Origin of the sequence: Streptomyces sp. NPDC058741 (assembly GCF_042746715.1) — a bacterium.
Taxonomy (GTDB): domain Bacteria; phylum Actinomycetota; class Actinomycetes; order Streptomycetales; family Streptomycetaceae; genus Streptomyces.
Window position 1 is genome coordinate 25978 of sequence record NZ_JBHYQH010000017.1, and the last position, 26628, is coordinate 52605.

24 protein-coding genes and 5 pseudogenes are annotated in these 26628 nt (G+C 72.9%); 18 read left to right on the forward strand and 11 right to left on the reverse strand.

Annotated features, from left to right (window positions below; translation table 11 throughout):
- The first annotated feature begins 206 nt into the window (after window positions 1–206).
- Window positions 207–1034: an SAM-dependent methyltransferase gene (locus ACFW6P_RS16120; RefSeq protein WP_386355206.1), complete on the forward strand. Its 828-nt coding sequence runs from the start codon at window positions 207–209 to the stop codon at window positions 1032–1034.
- 68 nt (window positions 1035–1102) lie between these two features.
- Here the strand turns inward: ACFW6P_RS16120 and ACFW6P_RS16125 are convergent, their stop codons facing one another.
- Window positions 1103–2017 carry a helix-turn-helix domain-containing protein gene (locus tag ACFW6P_RS16125; protein ID WP_386423972.1) on the reverse strand — a complete coding sequence of 305 codons (915 nt, stop codon included), beginning with the start codon at window positions 2015–2017 and terminating at the stop codon, window positions 1103–1105.
- A 141-nt stretch (window positions 2018–2158) separates the two neighbouring features.
- A complete protein-coding gene (locus ACFW6P_RS16130; RefSeq protein WP_386355212.1) occupies window positions 2159–2389 on the reverse strand; it encodes a DUF397 domain-containing protein in 231 nt (76 codons plus the stop codon).
- A gap of 171 nt (window positions 2390–2560) precedes the next feature.
- On the opposite strand from ACFW6P_RS16130, the gene ACFW6P_RS16135 reads away from it, so the two are divergent.
- From ACFW6P_RS16135 to ACFW6P_RS16150, 4 genes are all read left to right on the forward strand, one after another.
- Window positions 2561–3148: an ATP-binding protein gene (locus ACFW6P_RS16135; protein WP_386423974.1), complete on the forward strand. Its 588-nt coding sequence runs from the start codon at window positions 2561–2563 to the stop codon at window positions 3146–3148.
- 28 nt (window positions 3149–3176) lie between these two features.
- Window positions 3177–3722 (forward strand): hypothetical protein, encoded by a 546-nt coding sequence (locus tag ACFW6P_RS16140; RefSeq protein ID WP_386355217.1) that lies wholly within the window; start codon window positions 3177–3179, stop codon window positions 3720–3722.
- A 110-nt stretch (window positions 3723–3832) separates the two neighbouring features.
- Window positions 3833–6589 carry a SpoIIE family protein phosphatase gene (locus tag ACFW6P_RS16145; protein WP_386355220.1) on the forward strand — a complete coding sequence of 919 codons (2757 nt, stop codon included), beginning with the start codon at window positions 3833–3835 and terminating at the stop codon, window positions 6587–6589.
- Window positions 6590–6717: 128 nt separating this feature from the next.
- Window positions 6718–8082, forward strand: coding sequence for an FAD-dependent oxidoreductase (locus ACFW6P_RS16150; protein ID WP_386423976.1), 1365 nt, complete (start codon window positions 6718–6720; stop codon window positions 8080–8082).
- 108 nt (window positions 8083–8190) lie between these two features.
- On the opposite strand, the pseudogene ACFW6P_RS16155 reads toward ACFW6P_RS16150, so the two are convergent.
- Window positions 8191–8484, reverse strand: a pseudogene (locus tag ACFW6P_RS16155) (hypothetical protein); the annotation flags it as partial.
- Window positions 8481–8877: pseudogene (locus tag ACFW6P_RS16160) on the reverse strand (hypothetical protein). The pseudogenes ACFW6P_RS16160 and ACFW6P_RS16155, both read right to left, overlap by 4 nt.
- A gap of 325 nt (window positions 8878–9202) precedes the next feature.
- Between ACFW6P_RS16160 and ACFW6P_RS16165 the strand changes: the two are divergent.
- Complete coding sequence (locus tag ACFW6P_RS16165) at window positions 9203–9418, forward strand: hypothetical protein (RefSeq protein WP_386355225.1); 216 nt, start codon at window positions 9203–9205, stop codon at window positions 9416–9418.
- 359 nt (window positions 9419–9777) lie between these two features.
- Window positions 9778–10605, forward strand: a complete 828-nt coding sequence (locus ACFW6P_RS16170; RefSeq protein ID WP_386355228.1) for a ribonuclease BN — start codon at window positions 9778–9780, stop codon at window positions 10603–10605.
- A gap of 276 nt (window positions 10606–10881) precedes the next feature.
- Here ACFW6P_RS16170 and ACFW6P_RS16175 read toward each other — a convergent pair whose 3' ends face one another.
- Window positions 10882–11622 (reverse strand): GNAT family N-acetyltransferase, encoded by a 741-nt coding sequence (locus tag ACFW6P_RS16175; RefSeq protein WP_386355231.1) that lies wholly within the window; start codon window positions 11620–11622, stop codon window positions 10882–10884.
- A 585-nt stretch (window positions 11623–12207) separates the two neighbouring features.
- On the opposite strand from ACFW6P_RS16175, the gene ACFW6P_RS16180 reads away from it, so the two are divergent.
- From ACFW6P_RS16180 to tgmB, 6 genes and pseudogenes are all read left to right on the forward strand, one after another.
- Window positions 12208–13344 carry a hypothetical protein gene (locus tag ACFW6P_RS16180; RefSeq protein WP_386423978.1) on the forward strand — a complete coding sequence of 379 codons (1137 nt, stop codon included), beginning with the start codon at window positions 12208–12210 and terminating at the stop codon, window positions 13342–13344.
- A gap of 87 nt (window positions 13345–13431) precedes the next feature.
- Window positions 13432–13963, forward strand: a pseudogene (locus ACFW6P_RS16185) ((2Fe-2S)-binding protein).
- A 24-nt stretch (window positions 13964–13987) separates the two neighbouring features.
- A pseudogene (locus ACFW6P_RS16190) lies at window positions 13988–14379 on the forward strand (xanthine dehydrogenase family protein molybdopterin-binding subunit); the annotation flags it as partial.
- A gap of 245 nt (window positions 14380–14624) precedes the next feature.
- Window positions 14625–14936: a YkvA family protein gene (locus ACFW6P_RS16195; protein WP_386355237.1), complete on the forward strand. Its 312-nt coding sequence runs from the start codon at window positions 14625–14627 to the stop codon at window positions 14934–14936.
- A gap of 133 nt (window positions 14937–15069) precedes the next feature.
- A complete protein-coding gene (tgmA, locus tag ACFW6P_RS16200; protein WP_386355240.1) occupies window positions 15070–15261 on the forward strand; it encodes a putative ATP-grasp-modified RiPP in 192 nt (63 codons plus the stop codon).
- A gap of 16 nt (window positions 15262–15277) precedes the next feature.
- Window positions 15278–16255, forward strand: coding sequence for an ATP-grasp ribosomal peptide maturase (gene tgmB, locus ACFW6P_RS16205; protein ID WP_386355243.1), 978 nt, complete (start codon window positions 15278–15280; stop codon window positions 16253–16255).
- Between the two features lie 42 nt (window positions 16256–16297).
- Here the strand turns inward: tgmB and ACFW6P_RS16210 are convergent, their stop codons facing one another.
- From ACFW6P_RS16210 to ACFW6P_RS16225, 4 genes and pseudogenes are all read right to left on the reverse strand, one after another.
- Complete coding sequence (locus ACFW6P_RS16210; protein ID WP_031111422.1) at window positions 16298–16501, reverse strand: hypothetical protein; 204 nt, start codon at window positions 16499–16501, stop codon at window positions 16298–16300.
- A 283-nt stretch (window positions 16502–16784) separates the two neighbouring features.
- Complete coding sequence (locus ACFW6P_RS16215) at window positions 16785–17054, reverse strand: DUF5133 domain-containing protein (RefSeq protein ID WP_386355437.1); 270 nt, start codon at window positions 17052–17054, stop codon at window positions 16785–16787.
- Window positions 17055–17208: 154 nt separating this feature from the next.
- A pseudogene (locus ACFW6P_RS16220) lies at window positions 17209–17651 on the reverse strand (ATP-binding cassette domain-containing protein); the annotation flags it as partial.
- A 38-nt stretch (window positions 17652–17689) separates the two neighbouring features.
- Window positions 17690–18547: an aldo/keto reductase gene (locus ACFW6P_RS16225; protein ID WP_386423979.1), complete on the reverse strand. Its 858-nt coding sequence runs from the start codon at window positions 18545–18547 to the stop codon at window positions 17690–17692.
- Window positions 18548–18844: 297 nt separating this feature from the next.
- Between ACFW6P_RS16225 and ACFW6P_RS16230 the strand changes: the two genes are divergently transcribed.
- A complete protein-coding gene (locus ACFW6P_RS16230; protein WP_386355249.1) occupies window positions 18845–19057 on the forward strand; it encodes a hypothetical protein in 213 nt (70 codons plus the stop codon).
- A gap of 184 nt (window positions 19058–19241) precedes the next feature.
- Complete coding sequence (locus ACFW6P_RS16235) at window positions 19242–19655, forward strand: VOC family protein (RefSeq protein WP_386355252.1); 414 nt, start codon at window positions 19242–19244, stop codon at window positions 19653–19655.
- On the opposite strand, the gene helR is transcribed toward ACFW6P_RS16235, so the two are convergent.
- The gene (gene helR / locus ACFW6P_RS16240) at window positions 19636–21801 is read right to left on the reverse strand and encodes an RNA polymerase recycling motor ATPase HelR (protein WP_386423981.1); all 2166 of its coding nucleotides are present in this window, start codon (window positions 21799–21801) and stop codon (window positions 19636–19638) included. The genes ACFW6P_RS16235 and helR overlap by 20 nt on opposite strands.
- A 239-nt stretch (window positions 21802–22040) precedes the next feature.
- On the opposite strand from helR, the gene ACFW6P_RS16245 reads away from it, so the two are divergent.
- Complete coding sequence (locus ACFW6P_RS16245) at window positions 22041–22919, forward strand: Gfo/Idh/MocA family protein (RefSeq protein ID WP_386423983.1); 879 nt, start codon at window positions 22041–22043, stop codon at window positions 22917–22919.
- Between the two features lie 21 nt (window positions 22920–22940).
- Here the strand turns inward: ACFW6P_RS16245 and ACFW6P_RS16250 are convergent, their stop codons facing one another.
- Window positions 22941–23828: a GNAT family N-acetyltransferase gene (locus ACFW6P_RS16250; RefSeq protein WP_386355261.1), complete on the reverse strand. Its 888-nt coding sequence runs from the start codon at window positions 23826–23828 to the stop codon at window positions 22941–22943.
- A gap of 368 nt (window positions 23829–24196) precedes the next feature.
- Between ACFW6P_RS16250 and ACFW6P_RS16255 the strand changes: the two genes are divergently transcribed.
- Together ACFW6P_RS16255 and ACFW6P_RS16260 are read left to right on the forward strand one after the other, a co-directional pair.
- A complete protein-coding gene (locus tag ACFW6P_RS16255) occupies window positions 24197–25393 on the forward strand; it encodes a beta-1,3-glucanase family protein (RefSeq protein WP_386423985.1) in 1197 nt (398 codons plus the stop codon).
- An 80-nt stretch (window positions 25394–25473) separates the two neighbouring features.
- Window positions 25474–26574 carry a PP2C family protein-serine/threonine phosphatase gene (locus tag ACFW6P_RS16260; protein ID WP_386355440.1) on the forward strand — a complete coding sequence of 367 codons (1101 nt, stop codon included), beginning with the start codon at window positions 25474–25476 and terminating at the stop codon, window positions 26572–26574.
- The last annotated feature ends 54 nt before the right edge of the window (window positions 26575–26628 follow it).

Consider the following 26628-nt stretch of genomic DNA (forward strand, 5'->3'; position numbering starts at 1 on the left):
CTCTACCCCCCCGTGGGTACCCACCGGAGAACCGGTGACTCAGAGCACACAAAGAGGGCAAAACGGATTCGCGGCAACACGCGGCCGATCATGGTCGTTCGATCGCGGGCACCTTCGCCAGTGGACTGGCACGGCCCAACTCCCGCTCCCTAGGATGTATTTCCTGTCCGGCCAGTCCGTTGGCGCGGCACCTTGCAGGGGGAACGATGCACTCCGAGAAGCAGCTGTCCACCGAGATCGACGCGAACGTGCCGACGGCAGCACGCATGTACGACTACTACCTGGGCGGCAAGGACAACTACGCGGCCGACCGCGCCGCCACCGAGGAACTCGACAAGGTCGTGCCCAGCACGCGCCGCCTCGCCCTGAACAACCGCCGCTTTCTCCAGCGGGTTGTGAGGACCCTCTCCGAGGAGTACGGCATCCGCCAGTACCTCGACCACGGCTCAGGCCTGCCCACGCAGGACAACGTCCACCAGGTCGCGCAGCGCATCGACCCCACGACCCACGTGGTGTACGTCGACAACGACCCGATGGTGCTGGTCCACGGCCGTGCCCTGCTGGAGCAGGACGAGCGCACGACCGTCATACACGCGGACATGCGCGACACCGACCTGATCCTCGGGCACGCCGACACCAAGCGGCTGATCGACTTCTCGGAGCCGGTGTGCGTGCTCTTCAACTCGGTGTTCCACTGTATACCGGACAGCGACACCGACGGCCCGCTCGCCGTGGTCCGCCGGGTCCGGGAACGGCTCGCCCCCGGCAGCTTCATGGTGATGTGCCAATTGGTCAGCGAGGACCCCGAGGTGCGCGCGTTCGTCACCGACTTCATGGACAAGGCGACCCAGGGGCACTGGGGCCGGGTGCGCGAACCGAAGGACGTCGAGACGTACTTCGAGGACCTGGAGATCCTCGAGCCGGGTCTCGTGGAGGTGTCCACCTGGCGTCCGGACACGGACGTGGCGCCACGTCAGCTCACTCACGAGTGGATCGAGTTCGGCGGCGTGGGGCGCATCCCCCTGGAGAAGTGACCGGGCTGCCGCCCCGGACGTGACAGGATGCCGCTCGTGGGACGTTTCCCACGAGCGGCATCCGTGTGTCAGGAGTAGCGCTCCGCCATCGTCCGGCGCAGCAGGTCGAGCGACTCGCGCGGCTTGAGTGCCTCGTCCGCGAGCCGGTCCAGCGCGATCCGGTACTCCTCGGTCTCGTCGCGGTCCTCGAGAAAGTTGGCGCTCTTGATGTGCTCCAGGTAGACCACGTCGGGCAGATCGAGGCCGCCGAAGCGCAGATACGTGACCGGGATGGCGGGCGCCGAGGCGTTCGTGACGCTCAGCGGCACGATCTGCACCGTCACGTTGGGGCGCTCGGCCATCTCGACGAGGTGCGCGAGCTGTTCCCGCATGACCTCGGTGCTGCCGAGGACGCGCAGCAGCACGGACTCGTCGACGACCGCCCACAACTGCGGGGCGTCCGGCCGCCACAGCAACCGCGCCCGGGTCTCGCGGAGTTCGACGCGCCGCTCCACCTCGTTCGCCGGCGCGTTCGGCAGGCCGCGTTCCACCACGGCCCTGGTGTAGGCGGGTGTCTGCAGCAGGCCGGGCACGTACTGGATCTCGAACGTGCGGATCGTGGCCGCGGCCTCCTGGAGGCCGACCAGGCGGTCGAACCACTCGGGCATCAGCCGCTTGTCGTAGCGCTGCCACCAGCCCGGCTCACCGGCGCGCTGCAGCAGCTTGATCAGCACCGAGGCTTCGTACTCGTCGGTGTGGTAGAGCTGCAGCAGCGCGCGGACGTCGTTCTCGGTCGGCGGGCGGCGGCCCTTGCCCGACTCGATGCGGGACAGTTTCGCGGCGCTGAAGCCGACAGCGCGCGCCGCCTGGTCCTGGGCGAGTCCGGCGTCCTCACGGAAACCGGCGAGCTGCACACCGACCAGCATCTTCAGCAGCGTCGGCGCCGGCTCGGCTCTGTCCAGGTAGGGTTCCAGACGGGAGATGCGATGCGACGCGGCGGACATCCTGACTCCCAGCAGACCGGCACAAGGGCGATTTACGCTATCGCATCCTGCCGAGCTTCTCCACATTCTTCACAGGAGCCATGCGCAAATGGGGAGTCGGGCTCCGCTTGTTCCCGGGGGTCGCGCGTGAACGACGCCTCCTCAGACCAGGTGGTCGAACTCGCCGTCCTTCGCCCCGGCCAGGAACGCGGCCACCTCGGCCGCCGTGTAGACGAGCGCCGGCCCGTCGGGGTCACGGGAGTTGCGCAGAGCGATCCCGCCGTCGACGAGCAGAGCGACCTCGACGCAGTTGCCTTCGGCGTTGCTGTGCCGGCTCTTGATCCAGCAGGTGTCCAGCGAACTGGCCTGCACTCCGTTCCGCACTGGTGGCACCGCAGTCTCCTTGCTCTTCAGCCGTGCTCGACCCGGCTCGCGTACCCACGACGGCTTGTTTTTCACGCAATTTCTCGTGCAATTGCACGGCGGCGCCGTCGGCGTGGATAATAGCCGCGGCGTCAACCCCCGTGCTGACGTCGCGTCCTGACGTCGCATCGGGGAGACGCCGTGTCATCACCAGCGCAGCCCGTGCTCCAGTCGCCGAGTGCGACTGCGGAGCCCCCGGGCGCGGCCGGGGCGATCGACGGCTTCCCGGCCGGCCCCTGCGGCGTGGCCCGGCACGAGGCCGCGCTCCCGCCGCCGGAGACACCCGCGCCATCCCACGCCCCGCCGGCCTCGGCTTCACCCCACGCCTCGGTCGCCCTGCGCCTCGAGTGCAGTCGTGAGGGCTTCGCCCGCGCCCGGTCCTTCACCCGGGACACCCTGCGGCGGTGGTCGCTCGACCACCGCTGCGACGACACCACCCTCGTCGTCACCGAACTCGCCACCAACGCCGCGACGCACGCGGCACCGGAGACGCCCGGTGCGCCGGAGATACTGCTGGCCTTCCGCCTGGACCCGGCGTTCCTCCTGGTCACCGTCTCCGACCCCGACGACCGGCTGTCCGTCCGCGCGCCCGCGGCCGACCCGGCCCTGGAGGAACACGGCCGGGGCCTGTGCATCGTCGACGCCCTGTCCGAGGCGTGGGGCTGGACCACCACCCCTCCCGCGGGCAAGACGGTCTGGGCACGGTTGTCGACCTGTCCACCCATCTGACACGACTGTCGCGGAAAGGCCCCTCGCCATGCGCAGCGCTTCGACGGAACACCCGAGCAGCGAGCGCCCCCAGCGCCCCGACACCCCCACCGGGCTGGCCCGGAGCACACCGCTCACGGCACTGGACCGCGTGCCGTGGGGCGACATCCAGGACTCCACCGGGTCGGCGGCGGCCATTCCCGTGCTGCTGAGCGGTATCGCGTGCGGTGACGCCGACACGGCCCGGTCCGCGCTCGACGCCCTGCGGAAACGGATCTGCCAGTTCGGGTTCGTCGTGGAGCAGGCGACGGCCGCCACCGTTCCGTTCCTCTGGGAGCTGGCGAAACTGCCGCACGTGACCTGCCGCCCGCAGATCATCCAGCTCCTCAAGAGCATCGCCGACGCGCGGCAGTGGGAGAGCACCGCGGCCCTCTACCCGAAGCTGATGAACCGCCGGGAGAACCCGGTGGTGTGGGAACGGGCCGCGCGCCAGGCGGTACGGGCGCGCAGCGGGGAGCTCGGCCGGCTGATGGCGGACGAGGACACGGAGATCGCCCGGGCCACGAGCGAACTGGCCCGTTCGCTGGGCGTCTGAGCCCCGCACGGGCGCCCGTGCGGCAGGGGATGTGACGAAACGGTGAGGGCCGCCCGTCGCGGAGGGTGGTGCCCCTCGCCTCCCGGGGCCGGGCAGTGTAGACATGGCACATGGTCCGACTGTTGGGTCGATCCGGGACCCGGTCGCCCCGGCGGCCCGGCGCCACGCCGTCCGGACGGCAGCGCGGGGAGGCGGGCCCGTCGCGGTGGCAGACGGTGACGGGGCTGCGGTCAGCCCTGGGCGGGCGCAGCGTCGCCGGGCAGGTGTTCCTGCTGGTCGTGGTGATCGTGCTGCTGCTGGTCATGGCGGCCGTGGGGGCGCTCGTGCTGCAGGTGCGGCACGACACGACGCAGGAGGCCCGCGACCGCTCGCTCGCCGTCGCGGAGACCTTCGCCAACGCCCCGGGCACCGTCGACGCGCTCAGGAGCGCCGATCCCACCGCCGTGCTCCAGCCGCGCGCCGAAGCGGCCCGGACGCGGTCGAGGGTCGACTTCGTCGTCGTGATGAACACCGACGGGATCCGCTACACCCACCCCAAGCCGGACCGGATCGGGAAGAAGTTCGTCGGGACGCTGGCCCCCGCACTGGCCGGGAAGACGGTGACCGAGGAGATCGACGGCACCATCGGCCGGCTCGTGCAGGCGGTGGTGCCGGTGCGGGACCCGGCCGACGGCAAGGTCGTGGGCCTGGTGTCGGCGGGCATCACGACCAAGAACGTCGGCGGGACCGCCGACCGCCAGTTGCCGCTCGTCCTGTCCGCCGCCGCGGTCGCGCTCGCGCTGGCGACCGCGGGCGCCGCCCTGGTGAGCCGCCGGCTGCTGCGCCAGACACACGGGCTCGGGCCCCACGAGATGACCCGGATGTACGAACACCACGACGCCGTGCTGCACGCTGTCCGGGAGGGTGTGCTCATCGTCGACGACGGGGGCACCCTGGTGCTCGCCAACGACGAGGCGCACCGCCTGCTGGGGCTGCCCGGCGACGCCGAGGGCCGGCAGGTGCTGGATCTGGGGCTCGACCCCGGCACCGCCGAGCTGCTGGCCTCGCGGCGCGTCGCCACGGACGAGGTGCACCTCGTCGGGGACCGGCTCCTGGCCGTCAACCAGCGCACCACGGACGGTGCGGGCGGCCCGCCGGGCAGTGTCGCCACCCTGCGCGACTCCACCGAGCTGAGGGCCCTGTCGGGCCGGGCCGAGACCGCCCGTGAACGGCTGGACATGCTGTACGACGCCGGGGTGGGCATCGGCACCAGCCTCGACGTGACCCGCACGGCGGAGGAACTGGCCGAGCTGGCGGTGCCCCGGTTCGCCGACTTCGTGACCGTGGACCTGTTCGACGCGGTGCTGGGCGGCGGTCAGCCGGATGCCGCCGCCTCCCTCAGCCGCACGGCGCTCAACGGCATCAGCAAGGACGCCCCTCTGTATCCGGTGGGTCAGCGCATCCGGTTCGTCGCGTCCTCCCCCCAGGGCCGCAGCCTCGACACCGGGGGGCCCGTCCTGGAACCCCGGCTGGGCGAGGCACCGGGCTGGCAGGCCCAGGACCTGGAGCGCTCGACGCAGATCGTCGAGTACGGCATCCACTCCCTGATCACCGTGCCGCTGCGCGCCGGGGCCCTGGTCCTGGGCGTGGTGAGTTTCTGGCGCTGCGAGAAGCCGGAGCCGTTCGACGAGGACGAGCTGGCCCTGGCGGAGGAGCTGGTGGCGCGGGCCGCCGTCTCCATCGACAACGCCCGCCGCTACACCCGCGAGCACAGCATGGCGGTGACGCTGCAGCGCAGCCTGCTCCCGAGGAGCCTGCCCGAGCAGGGGGCGCTGGAGATCGCCTACCGCTATCTGCCCGCGCAGGCCGGGGTGGGGGGCGACTGGTTCGACGTGCTGCCGCTGTCGGGGGCCCGGGTGGCGCTCGTGGTCGGGGACGTCGTCGGGCACGGGCTGCACGCCGCGGCCACCATGGGGCGGCTGCGCACCGCGGTGCACAACTTCTCCGCGCTCGATCTGCCGCCCGAGGAACTGATCGCCCTGCTGGACGAGCTGGTGGTCCGGATCGACCAGGACGAGACGGAGGAGGAGGGCGGCGCCCCGGTCTCCGGCGCGACCTGCCTGTACGCCGTGTACGACCCGGTGTCCCGGCGCTGCACCGTCGCCCGGGCCGGGCATCCGCCGCCCGCGCTGATCCATCCCGACGGCCGGGTGGAGTTCCCGGAGGTGCCCGCCGGTCCCCCGCTGGGACTGGGCGGTCTGCCGTTCGAGACGGCGGAGCTGGAACTGGCCGAGGGCAGCCGGCTCGTCCTCTACACCGACGGGCTGGTCGAGGACCGGGAGCGGGACATCGACGTCGGCCTGGAGATGCTGCGCAAGGCGCTGGGCCGGGCCGGGGAGTCGCCCGAGGACACCTGCCGGGTGGTGCTGGACGCCCAGCTCACGGCCCGTTCCTTCGACGACATCGCGCTGATCGTGGCCCGGACGCGGGCGCTGTCGGCCGACCAGGTCGCCGAGTGGCCGGTGCCGGCGGACCCGGCGGCCGTGGGCGAGGTGCGGGCCGCGGTGAGCCGGCAGCTGGCCGCGTGGGGGCTGGAGGAGCTGACGTTCACCACGGAGCTGATCCTGAGCGAGCTGGTGACCAACGCGCTGCGGTACGGGGGCAGCCCCATCCACGTGCGGATGCTGCGCGACCGGAACCTGATCTGCGAGGTGTTCGACAACAGCAGCACCTCGCCGCACCTGCGGTACGCGACCATGACGGACGAGGGCGGCCGGGGCCTGTTCCTCGTCGCCCAGCTCGCCGAGCGCTGGGGGACGCGCTATCTGCCCGCCGGGAAGGTGATCTGGGCGGAGCAGCCGCTGCCCGCCGGGCACCTCCGGCCATAAGCACGACAAGGGACTACTCATAAGATCACCTTATGAGCCCATAGGCCGGACCCGCGTACCGACTTAGGCATGCCTTAGCTTAGGCTTCCCGTCGAGATCGCTTGTCGCCGCTCGAAGGGAACCTGACCATGCCCCGCCCCCTGCGGGTCGCCATCGTCGGATCCGGCCCCGCCGGGATCTACGCCGCCGACGCCCTGCTCAAGTCCGAGGTGGCCGCCGAACCCGGCGTGTCCATCGACATCTTCGAGCGGATGCCCGCGCCGTTCGGTCTGATCCGCTACGGCGTGGCTCCCGACCACCCGCGGATCAAGGGCATCATCACGGCCCTGCACCAGGTCCTCGACAAACCCCAGATCCGACTCTTCGGCAACGTGGACTACGGCACCGACATCGGCCTGGACGACCTGCGCGCGTTCTACGACGGCGTCATCTTCGCCACCGGCGCCACGGCGGACCGGGCGCTGCCGATCCCCGGCATCGACCTCGACGGCTCCTACGGCGCCGCCGACTTCGTGTCCTGGTACGACGGCCACCCGGACGTGCCGCGCAGCTGGCCGCTGGAGGCGGAGAAGGTCGCCGTGCTCGGCGTCGGCAACGTGGCGCTCGACGTCGCGCGCGTCCTGGCCAAGACGGCGGACGAACTGCTGCCGACCGAGATCCCGCCGAACGTCTACGACGGCCTGAGGGCCAACCGGGCCAAGGAGATCCACGTCTTCGGCCGCCGCGGCCCGGCGCAGGCGAAGTTCAGCCCGATGGAGCTGCGGGAGCTGGACCACTCCCCCAGCATCGAGGTCGTCGTCGACCCCGAGGACATCGACTACGACGAGGGCTCGATCGCCACCCGGCGCGGCAACAAGCAGGCCGACATGGTCGCCAAGACCCTGGAGAACTGGGCGATCCGCGACACCGGCGACCGTCCTCACAAGCTGTTCCTGCACTTCTTCGAGTCGCCGGCGGAGATCCTGGGCGAGGACGGCAAGGTCGTCGGGCTGCGCACCGAGCGCACGGAGCTGGACGGCACCGGAAACGTCAAGGGCACCGGGACGTTCAGGACCTGGGACGTCGGCGCCGTCTACCGCGCCGTCGGCTACCTCTCCGACAAGCTCCCCAAGCTGCCCTGGGACCTGGACTCGGGCACGGTGCCGGACGCGGGCGGCCGGGTCCTGCAGGAGACCGGCGAGCACCTGCAGTCGACGTACGTCACCGGCTGGATCCGGCGCGGCCCGGTGGGCCTGATCGGGCACACCAAGGGCGACGCCAACGAGACGGTGGCCAACCTGCTGGCCGACTACGCGGGCGGCCGCCTCCACACACCGGCCGTCCCCGCCCCCGAGGCCGTGGACGCGTTCCTGGCCGAGCGGGAGGTCCGCTTCACCACGTGGGACGGCTGGTACCGGCTGGACGCGGCGGAGAAGGCGCTGGGCGAGCCCGAGGGGCGCGAGCGCGTGAAGCTGGTCGAGCGTGAGGACATGCTGCGGGCGAGCGGCGCCTGACGGTCGGACACCCGCGGGGCGGGTCCGGTGGCGATGTCACCGGACCCGCCCTTTCGCGCGCTTGAAGCTCGTACGATCCACATGCTTCATCAGATCATCACATCACCTCAGTGCTCCTGCGGCGAGATGGCCGTCGTCCACGAGCTGCCGGCCGACGCGGCAGCGGCGGCCGGCCTGGTCGATCGCCGCCCACCAGCCGTCGGGGGCGAGTGCTCCGCTGTGGGTGAGGAGGTCCCCGAGGGCGGGTGTGACGGCCGATTCGACGTGGACGACGTGTCCCGCGGCCAGGTAGACGATCCCCGACTCGGTGGACAGGGCGCCGCTCGCGCGTTGCGCGGCAAGGGTGGCGAGCTGGACCGAGGCCGGTTCGTCCGTGCGTGAGGTCAGGATCTGCGTGATCATCCGAGCACCAGTCGCTCCGCCATCTCTCCGAGCCGGATCCGCGCCAGGGCGAGGTTGCCCTCCGCGCGGTCGAGCCACAAGTGCAGGAACACGGTGCTGTCGAACGTCGTGCTCACGAACCTGAGCAGGTGGTAAGAGTCGGGTCGTGATGATCAGGTCCTGTACCGGTGGTTCCTTCCCGGTGTCTGCTCCCGCGTCGGTGCCGGCCAGCGCGCCGCTCTCGGTGGCGAGCCGGGCGAGCTCGGCGGTCTCGGCAGCCGTCGCCTCCGCGTCACCGCCGGGTGCGTCACCCACCGCGCCCAGGGCGAGACCGCTGATCCAGTCGACCACCGACGCCCATCGAGCGCCGGGCAGCCGCATGGCTTCCAGCAGACTCTCGTCGATTCCGGGCACGCCGAATCCCCTCCCCTGCACGGCCGTTCCCGTGAACGTGAGCACGACCCTACGGAAGGCGCTCGGCACAGGTGAAGGCTTTGGCATTTTCCAACGGCATTGCGCAAAAGCAGGGAAGATGATGGACGAGGCCGGACCGAAGCGAGCAGCGACCGTCATGAGCGAGTCCGACGCAGCCGTACCCACCGTGACCTGCCGGATCCGGGACGGACGGCCCGGGGGCCGACACGGGGGCCCGCGGCGGTGTCGAGCGGCTGGTGAGCAGGTGTTCGGCCATGCTGGGGCAGGCGGTACGGCGCCCTCTCCCCACGACAAGGAGCACCGCATGACCACGGACCCGGTCGGACGATTCCTGGCGGCTCTGGACGCTCACCACCGCGAGGACGTCGGGGCCAGGCCCCGGCAGGAGCAGGAACGCCTCGCGGCCGCCTGGGAGCGGGAACTGGAGACGGACGACGAACTCGACACCCTCGACGAACTGTCGCCGGCGGCGGCAGAGGCCGAGGCGGCACGCCGGGTCCTGGACCGCGGGAACGACTAGCGGCCGGCCCCGTCGCCGTACGCCGCGCCCGTCACCATAGACGCCCCGCACGTCGCGCGACCACCGTCAGGGCGCTACCGCCCGGGCGGCCGCTCGCCGCTCACGACGGTCGCGGTGATGCGGTTGAGGGCGTCCGGGGTGAGGGGCCGGTCGCGTGGCGTCCGGGTCAGGGCACGGTGGCGGCGACACCCCGCATCACCCTTTTTCGTCACGTTTGCCCCGTACCGGAACGGTCAACGGATTCCGGCAGTGGAACGGAGACCGTACCGGGAGGCGGACCGAAGCATGACCGTCACCACCGTGCCGTCCAGGACCGGCTCGTTCGCGGGCCGACGGCCGGTCACGTCCGTCGCCCGGGCATGAGACGGCACGCCGCGCACCGGGCGGGGCACGCGCTGCGCCACGGGTGGGAGCGGCTGGGGGCGCACACGCTGCTGCGGCAGGGGCGTGATCTGGAGTTGCTGCACCGGGCCACGGGCTTCGCCACGCTCTCGCTGGTCACCCTGGCACCGCTGCTGATCGTGGTGGCGGCCGCGGATCCCCTGGAGCGCGGCGGGTTCGCGTTGTGGCTGGCGGACGGCATGGGGCTGTCCGGACGGTCCGCGCGCCTGCTCACGGACATCATCAGTCCCCCGCGCAAGGTCATCGGCACCACGAGTGTCCTCGGCGGGGTCGCGCTCGCCGTCTTCGGCATCGCGCTCGGGGGAAGCGTGCAGAACGGCTACGAGCGGATCTGGGGTCTGGCGGCCGGGCCCTGGCACCGCCTCTGGCGCCAGGCGGTGTGGATGGTCGCCGTGACCGCCTACCTGTACCAGGAGGTGCAGACACGCGGCCTCGTCTCGGGTCCGGAGCGGATCGCGCTCAGCGCGGCGTCCGGTGTGCTGTTCTTCTGGTGGGGGCAGCGGTTCCTGCTGGGCGGGCAGGTCAGCTGGACCGACCTGCTCCCCGGGGCCGTGGCCACCATGCTGGGCATGGTCGGCCTGCGCACGTTCTCCCACTTCGTCTTCACCCCGCTCATCGTCACCAACGCGATCAGCTACGGAGCCGTCGGCGTGGTGCTCGTGGTGGAGTCCTGGCTCATCGGCGTGGGCTTCGTCGTCTACGGCGGGGCGCTGCTCGGCCGCTGGCTGCTGGAGCATCACGGGTTCGGGCATCATGCCCACCCCGCCGGCGACATCGAGGAGTGACGCCGCGAGCGCGGTCGTTCACGGTGTCACGGTGTTCACGGTCGCAGCAGACCGCCGACCCGCCAGTCGTGAGGTCTGCCGTCGTTGGCGATGTTCCGGTGGCGCAGCGTCCCCTCGACGGTGCAGCCCAGTCTCTCCGCGACGGCGCGCCGCCCGGCGGAACACGTGGCAGGAACCGACCCGTCCTCCTGGTGACTGGCCCCGGCCGGCCCGACGGCCTCTCAGATGTCACGGACGCCGGCGCGCGCACCGCCCCGGACGACGCGTCCACCGGTCTCACGGGCTTCCGCTCGCCGCGGCCGCACCGCCGTCCGGGGTGCGGAAACCGCGGAACGTCACGGACTTGCGGGTCACGAAGCCCAGCCGCTCGTAGAGCGCGATCGCCCCCGTGTTCGCCTCGGCGACGTGCAGGAACGGGCGTTCGCCCCGGGCCACGACGCGTGCGAGGAGGGCACGCAGCAGACGGGCGGCGTGGCCGCGGCCGCGCGCCTCGGGAGCGGTGCAGACGGCGCTGATCTCGGTCCACCCGGGGGGCCGCAGCCGCTCCCCCACCATCGCCACCAGCGAACCGGCCTCGCGGATGCCGAGGTACGTGCCGAGTTCGTGGGTGCGCGGCCGGAAGGGCCCGGGCCGGGTCCGCCCGATGAGGTCGAGCATCTCGGGGACGCTCGCGGCGCCCAGTTCCACGAGGCCGGAGCAGGGCTGCGCGGTCGCGGGGTCCGGGCCGTCGTCGCCCGTCCAGATCATCTGGCGGCCTTCGAGGACGAACACCGGCTCCCAGTCCGGCGGCGGTGTCGCCGGGCAGCTGAACAGGTCGGCGACCGCGCCCGGTCCGAGCAGTGCGGCCAGGTCGGCCCACTCCGTCGCACCGGCCTCGGCGGGCACCGCACCGAAGGGAGCGACCTGGGGCAGATAGGTGGCGGCGGTGCCGTGCCGGCGCGCGAGGTGCGCGTGGCGGCCGCGGAGGGACTCCCCCACGGGGTCGTCGAGTGCGACGGCGTCGCGAAGTCCCGACATGATGCTGCGCCTCTCCCTGCCCCGTGCGTCGGGGCGGCCGGTGAGCGGACCGGTACGGCGGCATAGCGCGCCGGCGGACCATCGTAGTCGGGCCCGACCAGGCCTCCGCGCCCGGGCTGCCGGCGCAGCCGTCCGCGGCGACGCCCCGGCCGTTGTCGGCACCCGGCGCCGTCCGCCACGGGACGACCAGCACGTCTGCCGAGCCCATGGGTCGAATCCCCCTCGCTCATCCGGAGGTCACGAGCCGCAGGGGCCGCGGGTCCCGCTCCGGCCAGCGAGCAGGACCCGCCCCGGTGCGGATGGTGGGCGGGCCCTGCTCGTGCGGACCATTGTCGGGATCATGCACCGGGCGGGCCACGAGTGAGACCCGCCGATGCCCGCGCGCCGCGCACACCCCGCGCGCGTCACGCACACCCCGCGCGCCCCGCGCTGCCCCGACGCGCACCCGTGCGCCGCACCGCGCTTCCTCGGATTCCACATGCCCCGGCGCATCCTGGGTAGGGGCTGCGTGACCCCGGCTCACGCCCACCGGCCTGCGGTGACGATACTGGCAGGCGCACATGCCCCCCGCTCACAGATGGATCCATGTCGACCTCCACGACCGCCCGCCCCATGACGCCCGCCACGGTGTGGCTGGCGCGCGGCCGCCATGCCTCCGGCGCCGCGGACGACGTTCTCCGGCGCTCGCTGCAGCGGCGCAAGGACAACCAGGACATCGACGACTTCCTGGAGCTGCCCGACGACCGGACCGGCCCTTCGGAGCGGGTCTTCGAGGCCCGCTGGCGGGTCGACGGCGACGTGACCGTGCGCGCCCGGCTGAGCCTCGCCTCCGGTGACGGGCAGGAGTGGATCCTGGTCGCCGAGGCCGGGCGGCCGTGGCGCGACGCGTGGCCGTCCCCGGCCGGCCTGTTCTGGCCGGACGGGCCGGAGCTCGCCTGGGACCGGGACGCCACGACGCGGCTGGCCCCGGGCGGGATCAACCCGCTCCCCCGGGACGACAAGGAGACCAGGCGCCTGCTCCGCGGCGCGGTACGGGGCGGATGGCACATCCACGTGGTGGTCCACGAGGCGATGACGACGGACGACCGCGGCCGGGTGCCGCTGGCGCGCTGGCTCCCCCCGGGGCTGCGGCACCGGGTGGTGGAGCACCGCGCCGCGCCGCAGCAGCTGCGGGGCCTGAACTGGGCCCTGCGGGACACCGGTGTCGAGGTGCCGCGCGGCGGTGCCGTGGTGCTGCCCGGCACCCCGGCGCCGGAGGGCTACGACGCCCGGGACTTCTCCGTGCGGGCGGTCTTCCTCGACGGTTCCGAGCCGGCCGACCTCGTCGACGCGGTCCGGCGGTTCGCCGCCCTTCCGAGACCCCTGCCCGACGGCGCCGAGGACGCCCTCACCGCGCTGCGGGAGGACTGGCACCTGCTGACGCTCCGGGAGGAGCTGGAGCGCCAGCGTGCTCTGGTGGCCATGTACGCCGAGGCCCTGGAGGCCATGACGCAGTCGCGCGACCTGTACCGGGAGGCCGCCGAACGGGCCCACGAGGCCCTGGCCGCCCTCCAGGAGTCCACCGCGGCCGCTCCCCCGGGCCCGCAGCCTGCGGGCACCCCCGCCACCTCCCCGCTCCAGCAGCTCACCCGCACCTTCGAACGCCTCAAGCCCAGGCGTCCCGCGTCCCCGGCCGCCGAAGCGGGGAGCGCCGGGGTCCGGCGGGTGACGTCGGAGCGGTAGGGCCTTCCCCCGCCGTGTCAGGCGCGGTCCGGTGGATACGTGGGTGCGGACGGCACTACGGCCCGCCCGGGAAGGGTCCACCACGACGTGGGCAGCGACGAGCACCACTCGCGGACGACGCTCCGCGTCAACGGCAAACCCCACACCCTCACCGTCGACCACCGCCGGGTCCTGCTGGACCTCCTGCGGGAGGACCTCGACCTGACCGGCGCCAAGAAGGGCTGCGACCACGGCCAGTGCGGCGCCTGCACGGTCCTGGTGGACGGGCGGCGCGTCAACAGCTGCCTGCTGTTCGCGGTCGCCCTGGACGGCTGCGAGGTCACCACGATCGAAGGCCTGTCCGGCGACGGGGAGGAGCCCCAATCCGCTGCAGCGGGCCTTCCTGGAGCGCGACGCCTTCCCGTGCGGCTACTGCACCCCGGGCCAGATCTGCTCGGCGGCCGGCCCGCTCGCCGAGGCCACGGCCGGTCACCCCTCGCACGTCACCGACCCGGCGGCGCCCTCGGGCGAGCCCGTGCCGCTGGACCGGGAGGAGATCCGCGAGCGGCTGAGCGGCAACCTGTGCCGGTGCGGCGCCTACCCGCGCATCAACGAGGCCGTGCGGGACGTGGTCGCGTGAGGGAGTTCGCCCACGTTCGTCGGCGGTATCCTCGCCGTCCTCACCCCCGAGGACGCGCCGCGGCTTCCGGAGCCGGACGATCCCGCGCTCGCCGTGCTCCAGGACGCGCGGGTGCCGCACCGCGGCTGGTTCGTGGCCCTGGTGGTGGCCGAGACCCTGGAGGCGGCCCGGGCCGGTGCGGCAGCCGTCCGGGTCGACTACGAGGCGGAGGAGCACGATGTCGTGCTCAGCCCTTCGCACCCGGGAGTGTACGTGCCCGAGACGGCCAACCGCGGCCATCCGGCGGTACGTGAACAGGGGGACAGGACGCGGCGTTCGGTCCCTCGGACGTGCGGGTCGACGTCGCCTACCGGGTGCCGCCGCTGCACCACCACCCCATGGAGCCCCACACCAGCACCGCCCGCTGGGAGGAGGACGGCCGAATCGAGTGCGGCCGTACCTGCGTCCTCCGGCGTGTGACGAGCGACGTTACGGTGACCATTACCAGAGGCACACGTCACGGAGTGCCACTCGGGTGAGCCATCGGGATGACCAGGCGCCCGGCGCCATTGCGGCGACTCACGGACATCTCCTGCCCAGGCGGCAATACAGCCGCCGGAAACGGGAATCCAGCTAGGGACACCCCGTGTCGCGGCGCGGCACGCCAGGAGGAGGACAACCCGTGGATACGACCACATCGGTGATCGTCCTGGCCGCGGTCCTCGCGGCCGTCGTGCTCGCCTTCGCCGCCGGCGCCTTCGTACGGCTGGTGCGGACCCGGCGCGAACTGCGTCGCGCGGGACTTCCCACCGGCCCGCGCTGGGTCTTCTGGGGCGCGGTGCTCTACTTCGTGCTCCCGGTCGACCTGTTGCCCGACCCCGTGTACCTGGACGACATCGGGGTTCTGCTCCTCGCTCTGCGCACCGTCCGCGGCTCCCTCGGCGAACGGGAGCGCAGCACGAAGCACCGGCCCGACCAGCAACCGGCGCGATGACTACGGAAAGTAACGAAACCAACCACCCGTTCGATTCGTATAAGTCTCTGGAAGCCGCATCGAGCCGGTGGACCGGGTGGCCGCGCCCCCCGGTCCGCCGCTCGGTCGGCGCAGTACCGACGAGGGAGAGACGATGCAACCGTTCGCGCTCAACTACGCGCGCCCGGCAGTGGAGTTGGAAGCCGCTGTTCCGTACGCGTATGACGCCGGAATGCAGTTGAACGTGCTCCACGACGGCCGGGTCGCGGCCCATGACTTCGCCCTGTTGAGAGAGTTCGGCACCACGACGTCCACCGCCGGTTCCAAGACGCACTTCGACGACTGACCGCGGGCCGCCGAAGATGACCGTACTGATCCTCACCTGTGAGGAGGACGTGACCGCGGACATGGTGGTCGTGCACCTCAACGCGACAGGGGTTCCGGTGGTCCGCGTGGACCCGGCCGACCTGACCGGGGGCGTCTCGCTGTCGGGTGAGTACGTCCACGGCCGGTTCCGCGGCCATCTGTCCGCCGGGGGACGGCTGGTGAGCATCGGGGGGCTGCGGTCGGTCTGGGTCCGCAGACCCGGTGCTCCGGCCGCTCGGGCGGCACAGCCGTCGGACTGGCTGACCGAGGAGGCCGCACAGGCGCTCTACGGCATGCTGCGGGGCTCGGACGCGCGCTGGATGAACCATCCGGACGCGGCCCGGCGGGCCCGGCACAAGCCCTGGCAGTTGCGGCTCGCCCAGCGGTCCGGGCTGCCGGTGCCGGCGACGCTGATCACGACCTTCCCGCGCGCCGCCCGCGAGTTCGCCGAGCGCTACCCGGACCTGGTGGTCAAGCCGGTGTCGGGCGCGCATCCGCAGGACCCGCCCCGGGCGGTGCCGACCAGCCGGGTCGCGCCCGACACGGACTTCTCCGCCGTGGCGTTCGGGCCGACGCTGCTGCAGCGCCGCATCAACAAGCGGGCCGACATCCGGCTGACCGTGGTCGGCAAGCGGATGCTGGCCGCCCGCAAGGCGGCCCCGGCGGACCCGGACGAGGTCGATGTGCGGTTCGCCGCACCCGGCGCGCCCTGGCTGCCCATCGAGGTGCCCTCGTACATCGCCCCGGGCGTCCTGGCCTATCTGCAAGAGGCCGAACTGGCCTATGGGGCCTTCGACTTCGCCGAGGACGCGGACGGGACGTGGTGGTTTCTGGAGTGCAACCAGTCGGGGCAGTTCGGGTTCGTCGAGGTGGAGACGGGACAGCCCGTCGCCCGCACCATCGCGGCGTGGCTGGCCCGGCCCGTCCCCGTGGAGCCGCCGCGCGTCAGCGACTCAGGAACGACGGTGTGTTGAGCACCGGGCCCGGCAGATCCGGGCCCGGGCAGGCCGCGCTCCTCACTGCGGCCGCGGTCCGGGAAGCATGCCGGCGCGCTGCCAGCCGGCGCCCGGGGAGTGCGGGCGGTCGTAGCCGAGGGACTGAGAAGGCCGCATGACCAGCTCCAGTTCCCTGCTGACCCGTTCGGCCTCGCGGCGCACCTGGGCGGGCACATCGCCGCGCTCCGCGATGAGCCGGTCGTAGATGGGGGAATCCTGGAACACCCGTCAACGTGCCTTTCTGCTCGCGTCCCCGTACAGGGGCCAAGACTGCGAGTGTAGGCGCCCCGACGTCCCGGAGTGTGAATTCCCGGGGATGACTTGACGCAGAAGGGACATCTGTGACAGGCGAGCCGGCGTCTTGCCTCGGGTGGCCCGGGCCTCGGCCTCCGTGGGCGGACCGACGGGAGGCCGTACGCGTACCGCGCGTCGCTGCGCGGGAGGACCGAAGCCCCGGCGGCCCGTTGAGGGCCGACGGGGCGTGCGTCGGTCGTCACCCGTGGGGAGGTCAGACGGCCAGCGACAGGCCGCTCTCCCCCTCGGGCTCCGCGGGCGTGACGTCCGCGGGCCGCCCCTTGGCCCCCTTGGCGAGCAGCAGGGCGTCGGCCCGGGTGATGGCGTCGTGGATGACGGACGTGCCCATCATCACGCACAGCGTGTAACTGACGTCCTCCACCTCGCGTGCCCTGGCCGGCGTATGCCTTTCCGCCTGCGCGATCTGCAGCGACGCGTACCGCGTCAGCAGCGTCCTCACGACCTTCGGGTCCGGTACGAGCACCAAGCGCCCCTCTCTATGTTTTCGCTGCGTATGCCCGGGCCGCGCGGATGCAATCGCACCTTTCCGGCGTCTGATCGTGATTGACGCACATCATTCGCTTCATGACTCATCGTCCGCGGCGCACGCCCCGTCGGAGCGGCGGCTCACCGCCTCATCATGCGAGCTGACCGCCGTGCAGGGCCGTGTACGCCCCGCCCCGGAGCAGCAGCTCCTCATGCGTGCCGCCCCCCTGGATCCGGCCATCACCCATCACCGCGATCCGGTCGGCGCTCCGGACCGTGGACAGGCGGTGCGCGACGACGAACGTGGTGCGCCCGTGCAGCAGCCGGGTCAGCGCCTGCTGCAGGAGGGCCTCCGAGCGGGTGTCCAGGGCTGAGGTCGCCTCGGCGAGCACCAGCACCTTGGGGTGGCGGATCAGGACCCGGGCGATGACGAGCCGCTGACGCTGCCCCCGGACAGCCGGGCGCCGTGCTCCCCGACCAGGGCGTCGCGGCCCTCGGGGAGCCGGTCGACGAACTCCCGGGCGTTGGCGTGGCGCAGGGCGGCCCGCACGGTCTCCTCGTCGGCGTCGTCCATGCCGTAGACGACGTTCTCGCGCGCCCCGGGGCGGCGGCGCCCCGGGTCCCGCGGTCCGCTCAGGCAGCGTCCAGTTCCGCCAGTTCCCGGGGCGTCAGGACGAGGTCGGGGGCGGCGGCCGAGTCGCGGATGGTCTCCGGCCGGCTCGCCCCCGGGATCGGCACGACCACGGGGGACTTGGCGAGCATCCAGGCCAGGCACACCCGCTGTGGGCTCACCCCGCGGGCCTCGGCGATCCGGGCGAACGGGGCGTGGGCGGAGCCCAGTTCACGGGCCCTGGCGATGCCGCCGAGAGGGCTCCAGGGGAGGAAGGCGATGCCGAGTTCGTCGCACAGCCGCAGTTCCGGCTCGCTGGAGCGGAAGGCCGGGGAGAACTGGTTCTGCACGGAGACCAGCCGGCCGCCGAGGATCTCGTTCGCCTGGCGGATCTGCTCCGGGTTCGCGTTGGAGACGCCGGCCATCCGGATCTTGCCCTCGTCGAGCAGGTCCCGGATCGCGCCGAGGGACTCGGCGTAGGGGACGCGGGGATCGGGCCGGTGGAACTGGTAGAGGCCGACGGCCTCCACGCCGAGCCGGCGCAGGGACTCCTCGCAGGCCTGCTTCAGGTGGCGAGGGCTGCCGTCGAGAGTCCAACTGCCGTCCCCGGGGCGCAGATGGCCGCCCTTGGTGGCGACCAGGACCTCCTTGCCCAGGTCGTGGGAGGCGAGGGCCTTCGCGATCAGGGTCTCGTTGTGGCCGACCTCACCGACGTCCCGGTGGTAGGCGTCCGCGGTGTCGATGAAGGTCACCCCGGCGTCGAGCGCCGCGTGCACGGTGGCGAGGGAGCGTTCCTCGTCCGGGCGGCCCTCGATGGACAGGGGCATCGCCCCCAGGCCGATCGCGCTGACGGCGACATCACCGATGCGGCGGGTGTGCATGGCTTCGTGACCTCTTCCGGCTGTCGTGTCGGCTGTTCGGGCGATGACCCACTCCAGCCTGGCCGACGTGCGACCGGGCGTCCAATAGAGGATGGAGAACGCATTCAGCACCCGGGGGGTGAATGCCCCCTGGCGCGCCGATGGCACGCCACACCCCTGAACGGCAGCCGCCCCCCAGGAGGACGCCGGCCAGGTTCGGGGCCGTCAGACCCGAGAGGGCGTCCCGCTTCCGGGTGTCATCGAGCTGCGGAACCGCCGTTCGAGGGGCATGGTGGGGCTATGGAAGGTCAACCGCCTGTGATCGTGCAGCCGCCCGCGCCGGACGGCGGAAGGCTGGTGACCATCCACGGCGAGCGTATGGGCGTCGCCTACAGCCTGTTCGACGTCCTGGACCTGCTCCACCGCGAGGGCCTGCCCACCGCCGACACGGCCGTCGACGACTCCGACCTGATCGCGTGGCAGGGCGGCGGCCCGTACGACTGGAACGCCGGGGCGCCCGACGAGGCGTGAGAGTCCGGGGTACGACGGCCCGCCCTGAGTCCCCCGGGCCGTTGCCGGGGCGGCTCCCGCGCCCTGCCCGAAGCAGGCCCGGCCGCGACGCTTCCCGCCTGCGCGCGGCGCGTTCGGCGAGCCGCCGTCAGTACCCGGCGCTACGCTGCGCGCAACCGACCCCCGCCCCTACTGGGAGGTTCTCATGTCCTCGCGGCTCAACCCCTACCTCACCTTCAACGGCGACGCCCGCCAGGCGATGGAGTTCTACCAGCAGGTCTTCGGCGGCACCCTGGTCCTCAGCACCTTCGGCGAGTTCGGCCAGGAGGACACCCCGCACGCCGACAAGATCATGCACGCCATGCTGGAGACCGCCGGCGGTTTCACCCTGATGGCCTCCGACAGCCCGCCCGGCATGGAGATTCCGCAGGGCGGCCCCTTCTCGGTGAGCCTCAGCGGTGACGACGACGCCGAGCTGCGCGGCTACTGGGAGAAGCTGTCCGCGGACGGCTCGGTGTCGGTGCCGCTGGAGAAGCAGATGTGGGGCGACGTGTTCGGCATGTGCACCGACCGCTTCGGCGTCCCGTGGATGGTCGACATCAGCGGACCGGAGAGCTGAGGACGACCAGTTCCCGCGTCGCCCGGGTCATCGCCACGTAGTGGTCGACGGCGCCCTCGACACCGGCGCCGAAGCCCTCCGGGTCGACCAGCACGACGAGGTCGAACTCCAGCCCCTTGGAGAGCTCCGGGGTCAGCGACCGGACCCGGGGCGAAGCAGGACGGAACGTGGGGTCGCCGATGACGCAGGCGACTCCCCCGGCCTGGTCGGCCAGCCAGCTGCCGAGGATCGCGTCCCGTTCCCCGACGGACCCGTGGCGGACGGGGATCCCGCCGTCGCGGACGGAGACGGGCACGTTGGCGTCCGGCAGGACGGCCCGGATGACCGGCTCGGCCTCCGCCATGATCTCGGCCGGGGTGCGGTAGTTGATGCTCAGGGAGGCCAGGTCGATGCGCTCGAACCCGACGCGGGCGAGACGTTCCGTCCACGACTCGGTGAAGCCGTGCCGGGCCTGGGCACGGTCCCCGACGACGGTGAAGCTGCGGGACGGGCAGCGCGACAGCAGCATCTGCCACTCGGCGTCCGTCAGTTCCTGCGCCTCGTCGACGACGATGTGCGCGAACGGTCCCGCGAGCCGGTCCGGGTCGGCGGTGGTCAGGCCGCTCTCGTCGGCCAGGGAGTTCCGCATGTCCTGGCCGTGCAGCATGATCAGCACGCCTTCGCCGTCGTCGTAGGTGTGCGCCTGGAGCAGGTCGTCGATGACGTCCGCCATGCGCTCCTGCCGGGCGGCGACCGCCGCCTCCGTGCGGCGTCTGCGCCGGGAGGCCTCCGGGTCTCCGAGCCGCCGGCGTGCCGCGTCGAGCAGCGGCAGGTCGGACACCGTCCAGGCGTGCGGGTCCGCGCGTTGCAGGGTGCGCACCTCGTCACGGCTGAGCCAGGGAGCGCACATCCGCAGATAGGCGGGCACCGACCAGAGGTCGCCGACGACGTCGGTCGCCTCCAGGAGCGGCCAGGCGCGGTGGAACTCCGTGCGGAGTTCCCCGTTCTGCGCCAGTGCCCCGCGAAGCGGTTCGTCCGCGACGTCGCCGCCGTGCTTGCCGACGAGGATCGTGAGCAGTTCCTCCCAGACCTGGTCGCGTGCCTCGTTGTGCGGGGTGCCGGGGTACGCCGCCTCGAACGCCACGGCCCAGTCGCGGGGGCTCAGGCGGATGTCGGACCAGGGGGTGGAGACGGTCATGCTCACGGCGGGCGGCTCCTCGTAGAAGGCGACGGCCTTCTCGATCGCCCGGACCATCGCGGCGGACGACTTCAGGCGTGCCGCCTCCGGGTCGGCCTCTTCCCCGGCCGTGGCTCCCTCGTCGACGAGGTCGCGCAGGACGCAGGTCTGCACGCCCTCCTCGCCGAGACCGGGCAGGACGTCGGAGACGTAGGACAGGTAGGGCCGGTGCGGGCCGACGAACAGGACGCCGCCGTGGCGGTGCCGGGCGAGGCGCGGGTCGGAGTGCAGGAGGTAGGCGGAGCGGTGCAGGGCGACGACGGTCTTGCCGGTGCCGGGGCCGCCGTCGACGACGAGGGCGCCGCGGGAACCTGCGCGGATGACGGCGTCCTGGTCGGCCTGGAGGGTGCCGAGCACGTCCCGCATCCGGGGCGAGCGGTGGGTGCCGAGACTGGCGATGAAGGCCGACTGGTCGTCGAGCGCGGCGTGCCCGCCGAGGGCGTCGGGGGTGAACACCTCGTCCCAGTAGTCGCTGATCCGGCCGTCGGTCCAGCGGTAGCGGCGGCGGGCGGCCAGGCCCATCGGGTTGCCGTGGGTGGCGCCGAAGAAGGGTTCGGCCGCGGGGGAACGCCAGTCGACCAGCAGCCGGCGGCCTTCGCTGTCGGTGAGCCCGAACCGTCCCACGTACACGGGCTCACCGTCGTCGGCGCCCACCATGTGCCCGAGGCACAGGTCGAGTCCGAAGCGGCGCAGGGCCCGCAGGCGGGCGGTCAGGCGGTGGATCTCCGCGTCGCGGTCCATCGCCTGCCGCCCCTTGCCGCCGGGGGCTCTGCGCGCGGTCCGAAGCCGGTCCGTCAGTTCGCCGATCGTCTGCTCCAGGCAGGCGGCGACGGCGGCGAAGTGGTGCTCGTCCCGGGCGGTCAGCGCCGGGTCGGCCTTGTGTGCGAGGCGGTCGGGAAGGTCGAACGCGCTCGTGGTCGCTCCGGTCACGTCATGCTCCCGTTTCCGCAGGTCATGGGCTTTGTCCGGACAGTCTGCGGTAGACGGGGGGCCTTGCCGCAAGGCCCCCCGTGCGCTATAAGTTGAGAGTGGCAAGGAGAGGGCTCCTTGCCTTTTCCGTTGCGTGCCCCCCTTCGCCCGCCGCCCGTTCGGGTGTGACACGCTCTGCGACGGGCGGTCGCCGGAAGACCGGCCGCCCGCTGTTCAGGGCACCGTGGAGAGGCGGCGGCATGCGCATGGGACTGCTGGGCACCGGACCCTGGGCGCGGATGGCCCACGCGCCCGCGTTGGGCGGGCACGAGGCGCTGGACTTCGCCGGGGTGTGGGGCCGGCGTCCCGAAGCGGCCGGGGAGCTGGCGCAGTGGCACGGCGTCCGGGCGTACGACGACGCCGACGAGCTGTTCGCCGACGTGGACGCGGTCGCCGTGGCCCTGCCTCCGCAGGTGCAGGCCGAGCTGGCGGTGCGGGCGGCGCGGGCCGGGTGCCATCTGCTGCTCGACAAGCCCCTGGCGCCGACGGTGCGGGAGGGGCGGGCCGTGGTGGAGGCGGTCGCGGAGGCCGGGGTCGCCTCGGTGGTGTTCTTCACGACCCGCTTCCAGCCCGGGGCCGAGGCCTGGATCTCCGAACAGGCCGCGGTGCCGGGCTGGTTCACCGCGCGGGCGCAGTGGCTGGGGGCGGTGTTCACCGGCGACAGCCCCTTCGCGACGCCGTGGCGGCGGGAGAAGGGCGCCCTGTGGGACGTCGGCCCGCACGCCCTGTCCGTGCTGCTGCCGGTGCTCGGTGACGTGCGGCGCGTGGCGGCGGCGGTGTACGGGCCCGGGGACACCGCCCACGTGGTCCTGGAGCACGTGGGCGGCGCGTCGAGCACGCTCACCCTGAGCCTGACGGCACCGCCCGCCGCCGCCGGGGTCGCGGTGGAGCTGCGGGGCGAAGCCGGTGCGGCGGTCCTGCCGGACGACTCCGAAGGAGCCGTGCCCGCCCTCGGGCGGGCCGCAGACGCCCTGCTCACCGCCGCCCGCACGGGCCGGCCGCACGCGTGCGACGCGGCGTTCGGGCTCCGCGTCACGGAGATCCTGGCGGCGGCGGACGAGGTGCTGAACGCCCGTTGAGCCTCCCCGGCGGTCCCTCCCTCACACCGGACGGAAGTTGAGGCGTTCCCGGACGACCGGGTAGCCCGCCCGCGCGAAGGTCGCCGCCATGGGGACGTTGCCCCGGTCCGTGGCCGCGGCGACGAACTCCGCGCCCTGCTCGGCGAGGAAGTGGGTGCACTCGGCCAGGAGGTCGTAGGCGTAGCCGCGTCCCCGGTGGTCCGGCAGGACGCCGATGAAACCGACGCAGGGGCCGGAGGGGTTGTGGAGCGGGATGTGGATGCCCGCCGTCCCGCCCTGCGGGGTGGACGCGACCCGCCACCAGGCGCGGGGTGACGGGCACCAGTGGAAGAAGTCGAGTTCCTCCTGGGCCGCCCGGTCCAGTCCGCCCTGCGCGACGGCACTCAGCGCGTGGGCGTCCAGCGTGACGGAGTGGATGCGGCGCAGTGCGTCGAAAAACACGGCGTCGTCCGGTTCGGCGCGGTACTCCAGGCGTGCCGGGCGGTCGGGCAGGCCCTGGCCGGGGGTCCAGCGGTAGAGGAGGCGTTCGACGAGGAGGTGGTAGCCGGCACGGCGGGCCGCGGTGGCGCGGGTGTCGGCGGCGGTGCGCTGGACGGGGTCGTCGCGCCATCCGGCGGGCAGGTTCAGTTCCAGTTCCACGCGCCAGGGGGCGGAGCGCAGGAGCTCGGCGCCCGCCTCCTCCTCGCCGTCCGCCACGTCGAACCAGTTGAGGTTGACGGGCTCGGTGTCGTCGGGGCCGCCCCACCAGGCGCCGCGGGCGACGACCCGGCCGTCGCGCAGGGCCACCCGCTTCCACTCGGGGCGGTGCAGGGTCCGCCGGTGGCCCTCACGGGCTCCCAGCGGGTCGGGCAGGGCGTCGAAGAGTGCGGCGTCGCTCGCGTCGAGCGCGCGGATGACCAGGTCGGTCATGGGTGTCCTCCGGGACGGATCGCTGTCTGGAGCGCTCCCGGTTCAGTCGAGGCACGCCGGGACGAGGGGGAGGGAGCGCGGAAACGGTGTGAACTGCACGGCTCTGCCCTCCTTCCGTCGGCCTCGGGGTGTGGCGGGCCACACGTTACGGGATCACCGACGGCCCGTCCACGCGTTTCCGGCGGGGCTCAACCGCCCCTTAAGAGCGGGTTAAGCCACTCCTAAGGCATCCAAGTAGGCGGCTTCGTAGGGGATTTGTTCGTGACGGACGGGTTGGCCGGGACGCCGCTCGTCCGTAGCATCCGTGACGATCGTGACCGAGAGCGCTCTCAGTCATCTCCCCGCCCGCACCACAGGAGGCCCCCCACATGACTCCTCGTCACCAGCGCCACGTCCGCCGCCGTACCCTCCTCGCCGGTCTGGGCGGTGCCGTGGTCGCCGCCCCGGCGGTCGCCGCGCTGGCCCCCCACGCCCTGGCGGACACCGCCCCGAGCACGCCGAAGGCGGCGGCCACCCTGCCCCTGACGCTCGTCAACGACAGCGGCTCGTTCGGCAACGCGAGCGTCCACGTCTACGTCGTGGGCAACGCCGACGGCCGCCAGGTGCGGCTCGGGCCCGACGGCACCCTGGCGCCGGTGGCCCTGTCGGACAACGGTGCCGACGGCTTCACCGACTACGCGATCCCGCTGGCCGCCGGCGGCGAGACGAAGCTGTCCCTGCCGTACATGTCGGGCCGCGTCTACGTGTCGCTGGGTGCCAGGCTCAAGTTCAAGGTCGTCACGGACGGGGCCGGCAACCCGGCCCTGCAGTACCCGGCCGGCTGGGTGTCCTCGGACCCCAACTACGGGGTGCTGCACGACTGCGCCGAGTTCACGTACAACTCCGCGGGGATGTTCTGCAACACCACCATGGTCGACATGTTCAGCGTGCCGCTGAGCATCCGGCTGACCGGCGCGAAGGACCAGACGACGGGCACCCTGCGGGACGGGGGCCGGGCGGCGGCCTTCGCGGCCGTGCGGGAGGTCCCGGAGTTCGCGCGGCTGGTGGTGGACGACACGCGGATCATCGCGCCCGGGCACGGCCTGGACGCCGGGCTGTTCCCGCGGGACTACTTCGCGCCCCACATCGACCAGGTGTGGAGCACGTACACGGGCCGGGACCTGAAGGTGACCACCAACGCCGGTACGTTCACGGGCCGGGTGCGCGGTGAGCGGTTCGCCTTCACCGGGCCCGCCGAGGTGTCCTTCGGCAGGCCGTCCACCCGCGACGTGCTGTTCTGCGACGGCGCGCTCGCCGCGCCCAACGACGGGACGACGGGGCCGGTCGCCGCGATCCTGGGCGCCGGGTTCAACCGTTCCACGCTGCTGGGCTCGGCCGAGCAGCCGACGTCCGACCCCGCGTCCTTCTACGGGACCGGCCTCACCAACCACTACGCCAAGGCCATGCACGCGGCCACCCGGGACGGCAAGGCGTACGGCTTCGCCTTCGACGACGTGGCCGACTTCGCCTCGTACATCCAGGACACGGCCCCCACGGGCGTCCGGCTCACACTCACGCCCTTCTAGGCGGGTCCCGGGGCCGCGCGGCGGCGGGGTTCCGGCGTGCGGCGGCCCGGTGGCCGTAGCAGCGTGGGGGTGTGAGCAGCGTGCGCGGCCTGCCGCCCCGCCGGGACCCCGACCGGCGGGGCTGGCTGCGCGGCGCACCGCCGCCGGTGTGGGCCCGGGTGCTGCCGTCCGCGCTGCTGGTGGCCGTGTGCCTGGCGGAGCTGGTCAGCCCGGACCCGCTGGACATCGGCTTCCTGCTGGGCGCCATCCCGCCACTGGCCGTCCTGGCGCACGGGCCGATGCCGACGGCGGTGCTCGGGGCGCTGGTGGTCGTCGTGCTGACCGTGCCGGCGTTCAACCTGGACAACCCCGGCAGCACGGATCTGCTGACCGTCTGCTTCGTCGCGGTGCTGAGTGTGCTGCTGTCGTTCGTCCGCAGCAGGCGGGACGCGCAGCTGGTCACCGAGCGGGCGGTCGCCGAGGTCGCGCAGCGGGCCGTGGTGCCGCCGCTGCCGCGGCGGGTGGGGCCGGTGGGGTGCGCGGGGCTGTACCGGGCCGCGCAGCGCGGGACGCTCGTCGGGGGCGACTTCTTCGACGTGCGGGCGGGCCCCTACGGCGTCCGGGCGGTCATGGGCGATGTGCAGGGGCACGGACTGTCGGCCGTGGCCACGGTCGCGTCGCTGCTGGGGGCGTTCCGGGAGGCGGTGCTGGACCAGCCGGACCCGGAGGCGGTGGCGGGCCGGCTCGACCGGAGGCTGACGGTGGACTCGGCGGGCGATCCGCACGCCGAGCTGTTCGCGACGGCGGTGCTGCTGGACTTCTCCGCCGACGCGCGGCTGGTGCGGATCGTGGCGTGCGGGCAGTCCGGTCCGCTGCTGCTGCGGGACGGGCGGGTCGTCGAACTCGACGTCGAACCGTGCCCACCGCTCGGGCTGGGACTCGCCGGGGCCGCGGCGCCCCGGGTCGTCTCGGTGCCGCTGCGCGCCGGTGACCGGCTGTTCCTCGCGTCCGACGGGGTCACGGAGGCGAGGGACACTGCGGGGGCCTTCTATCCGCTGGCCGAGCGGCTGCCGGAGCTCGCCGACGAGGACCCCGCGGTCCTGGCCGAGCGGGTGTGGTCCGACCTGGTGCGGCACTGCCCCGACGTCCGGGACGACGTCACGGTGCTGGTGCTCGCGCCCCGGCCGCCACCCGGGCCCTGACAGCGGCCGGCTGCGGCCCGCACCACTGCGCGAACCGCCGCCGGCAGGCCGTAC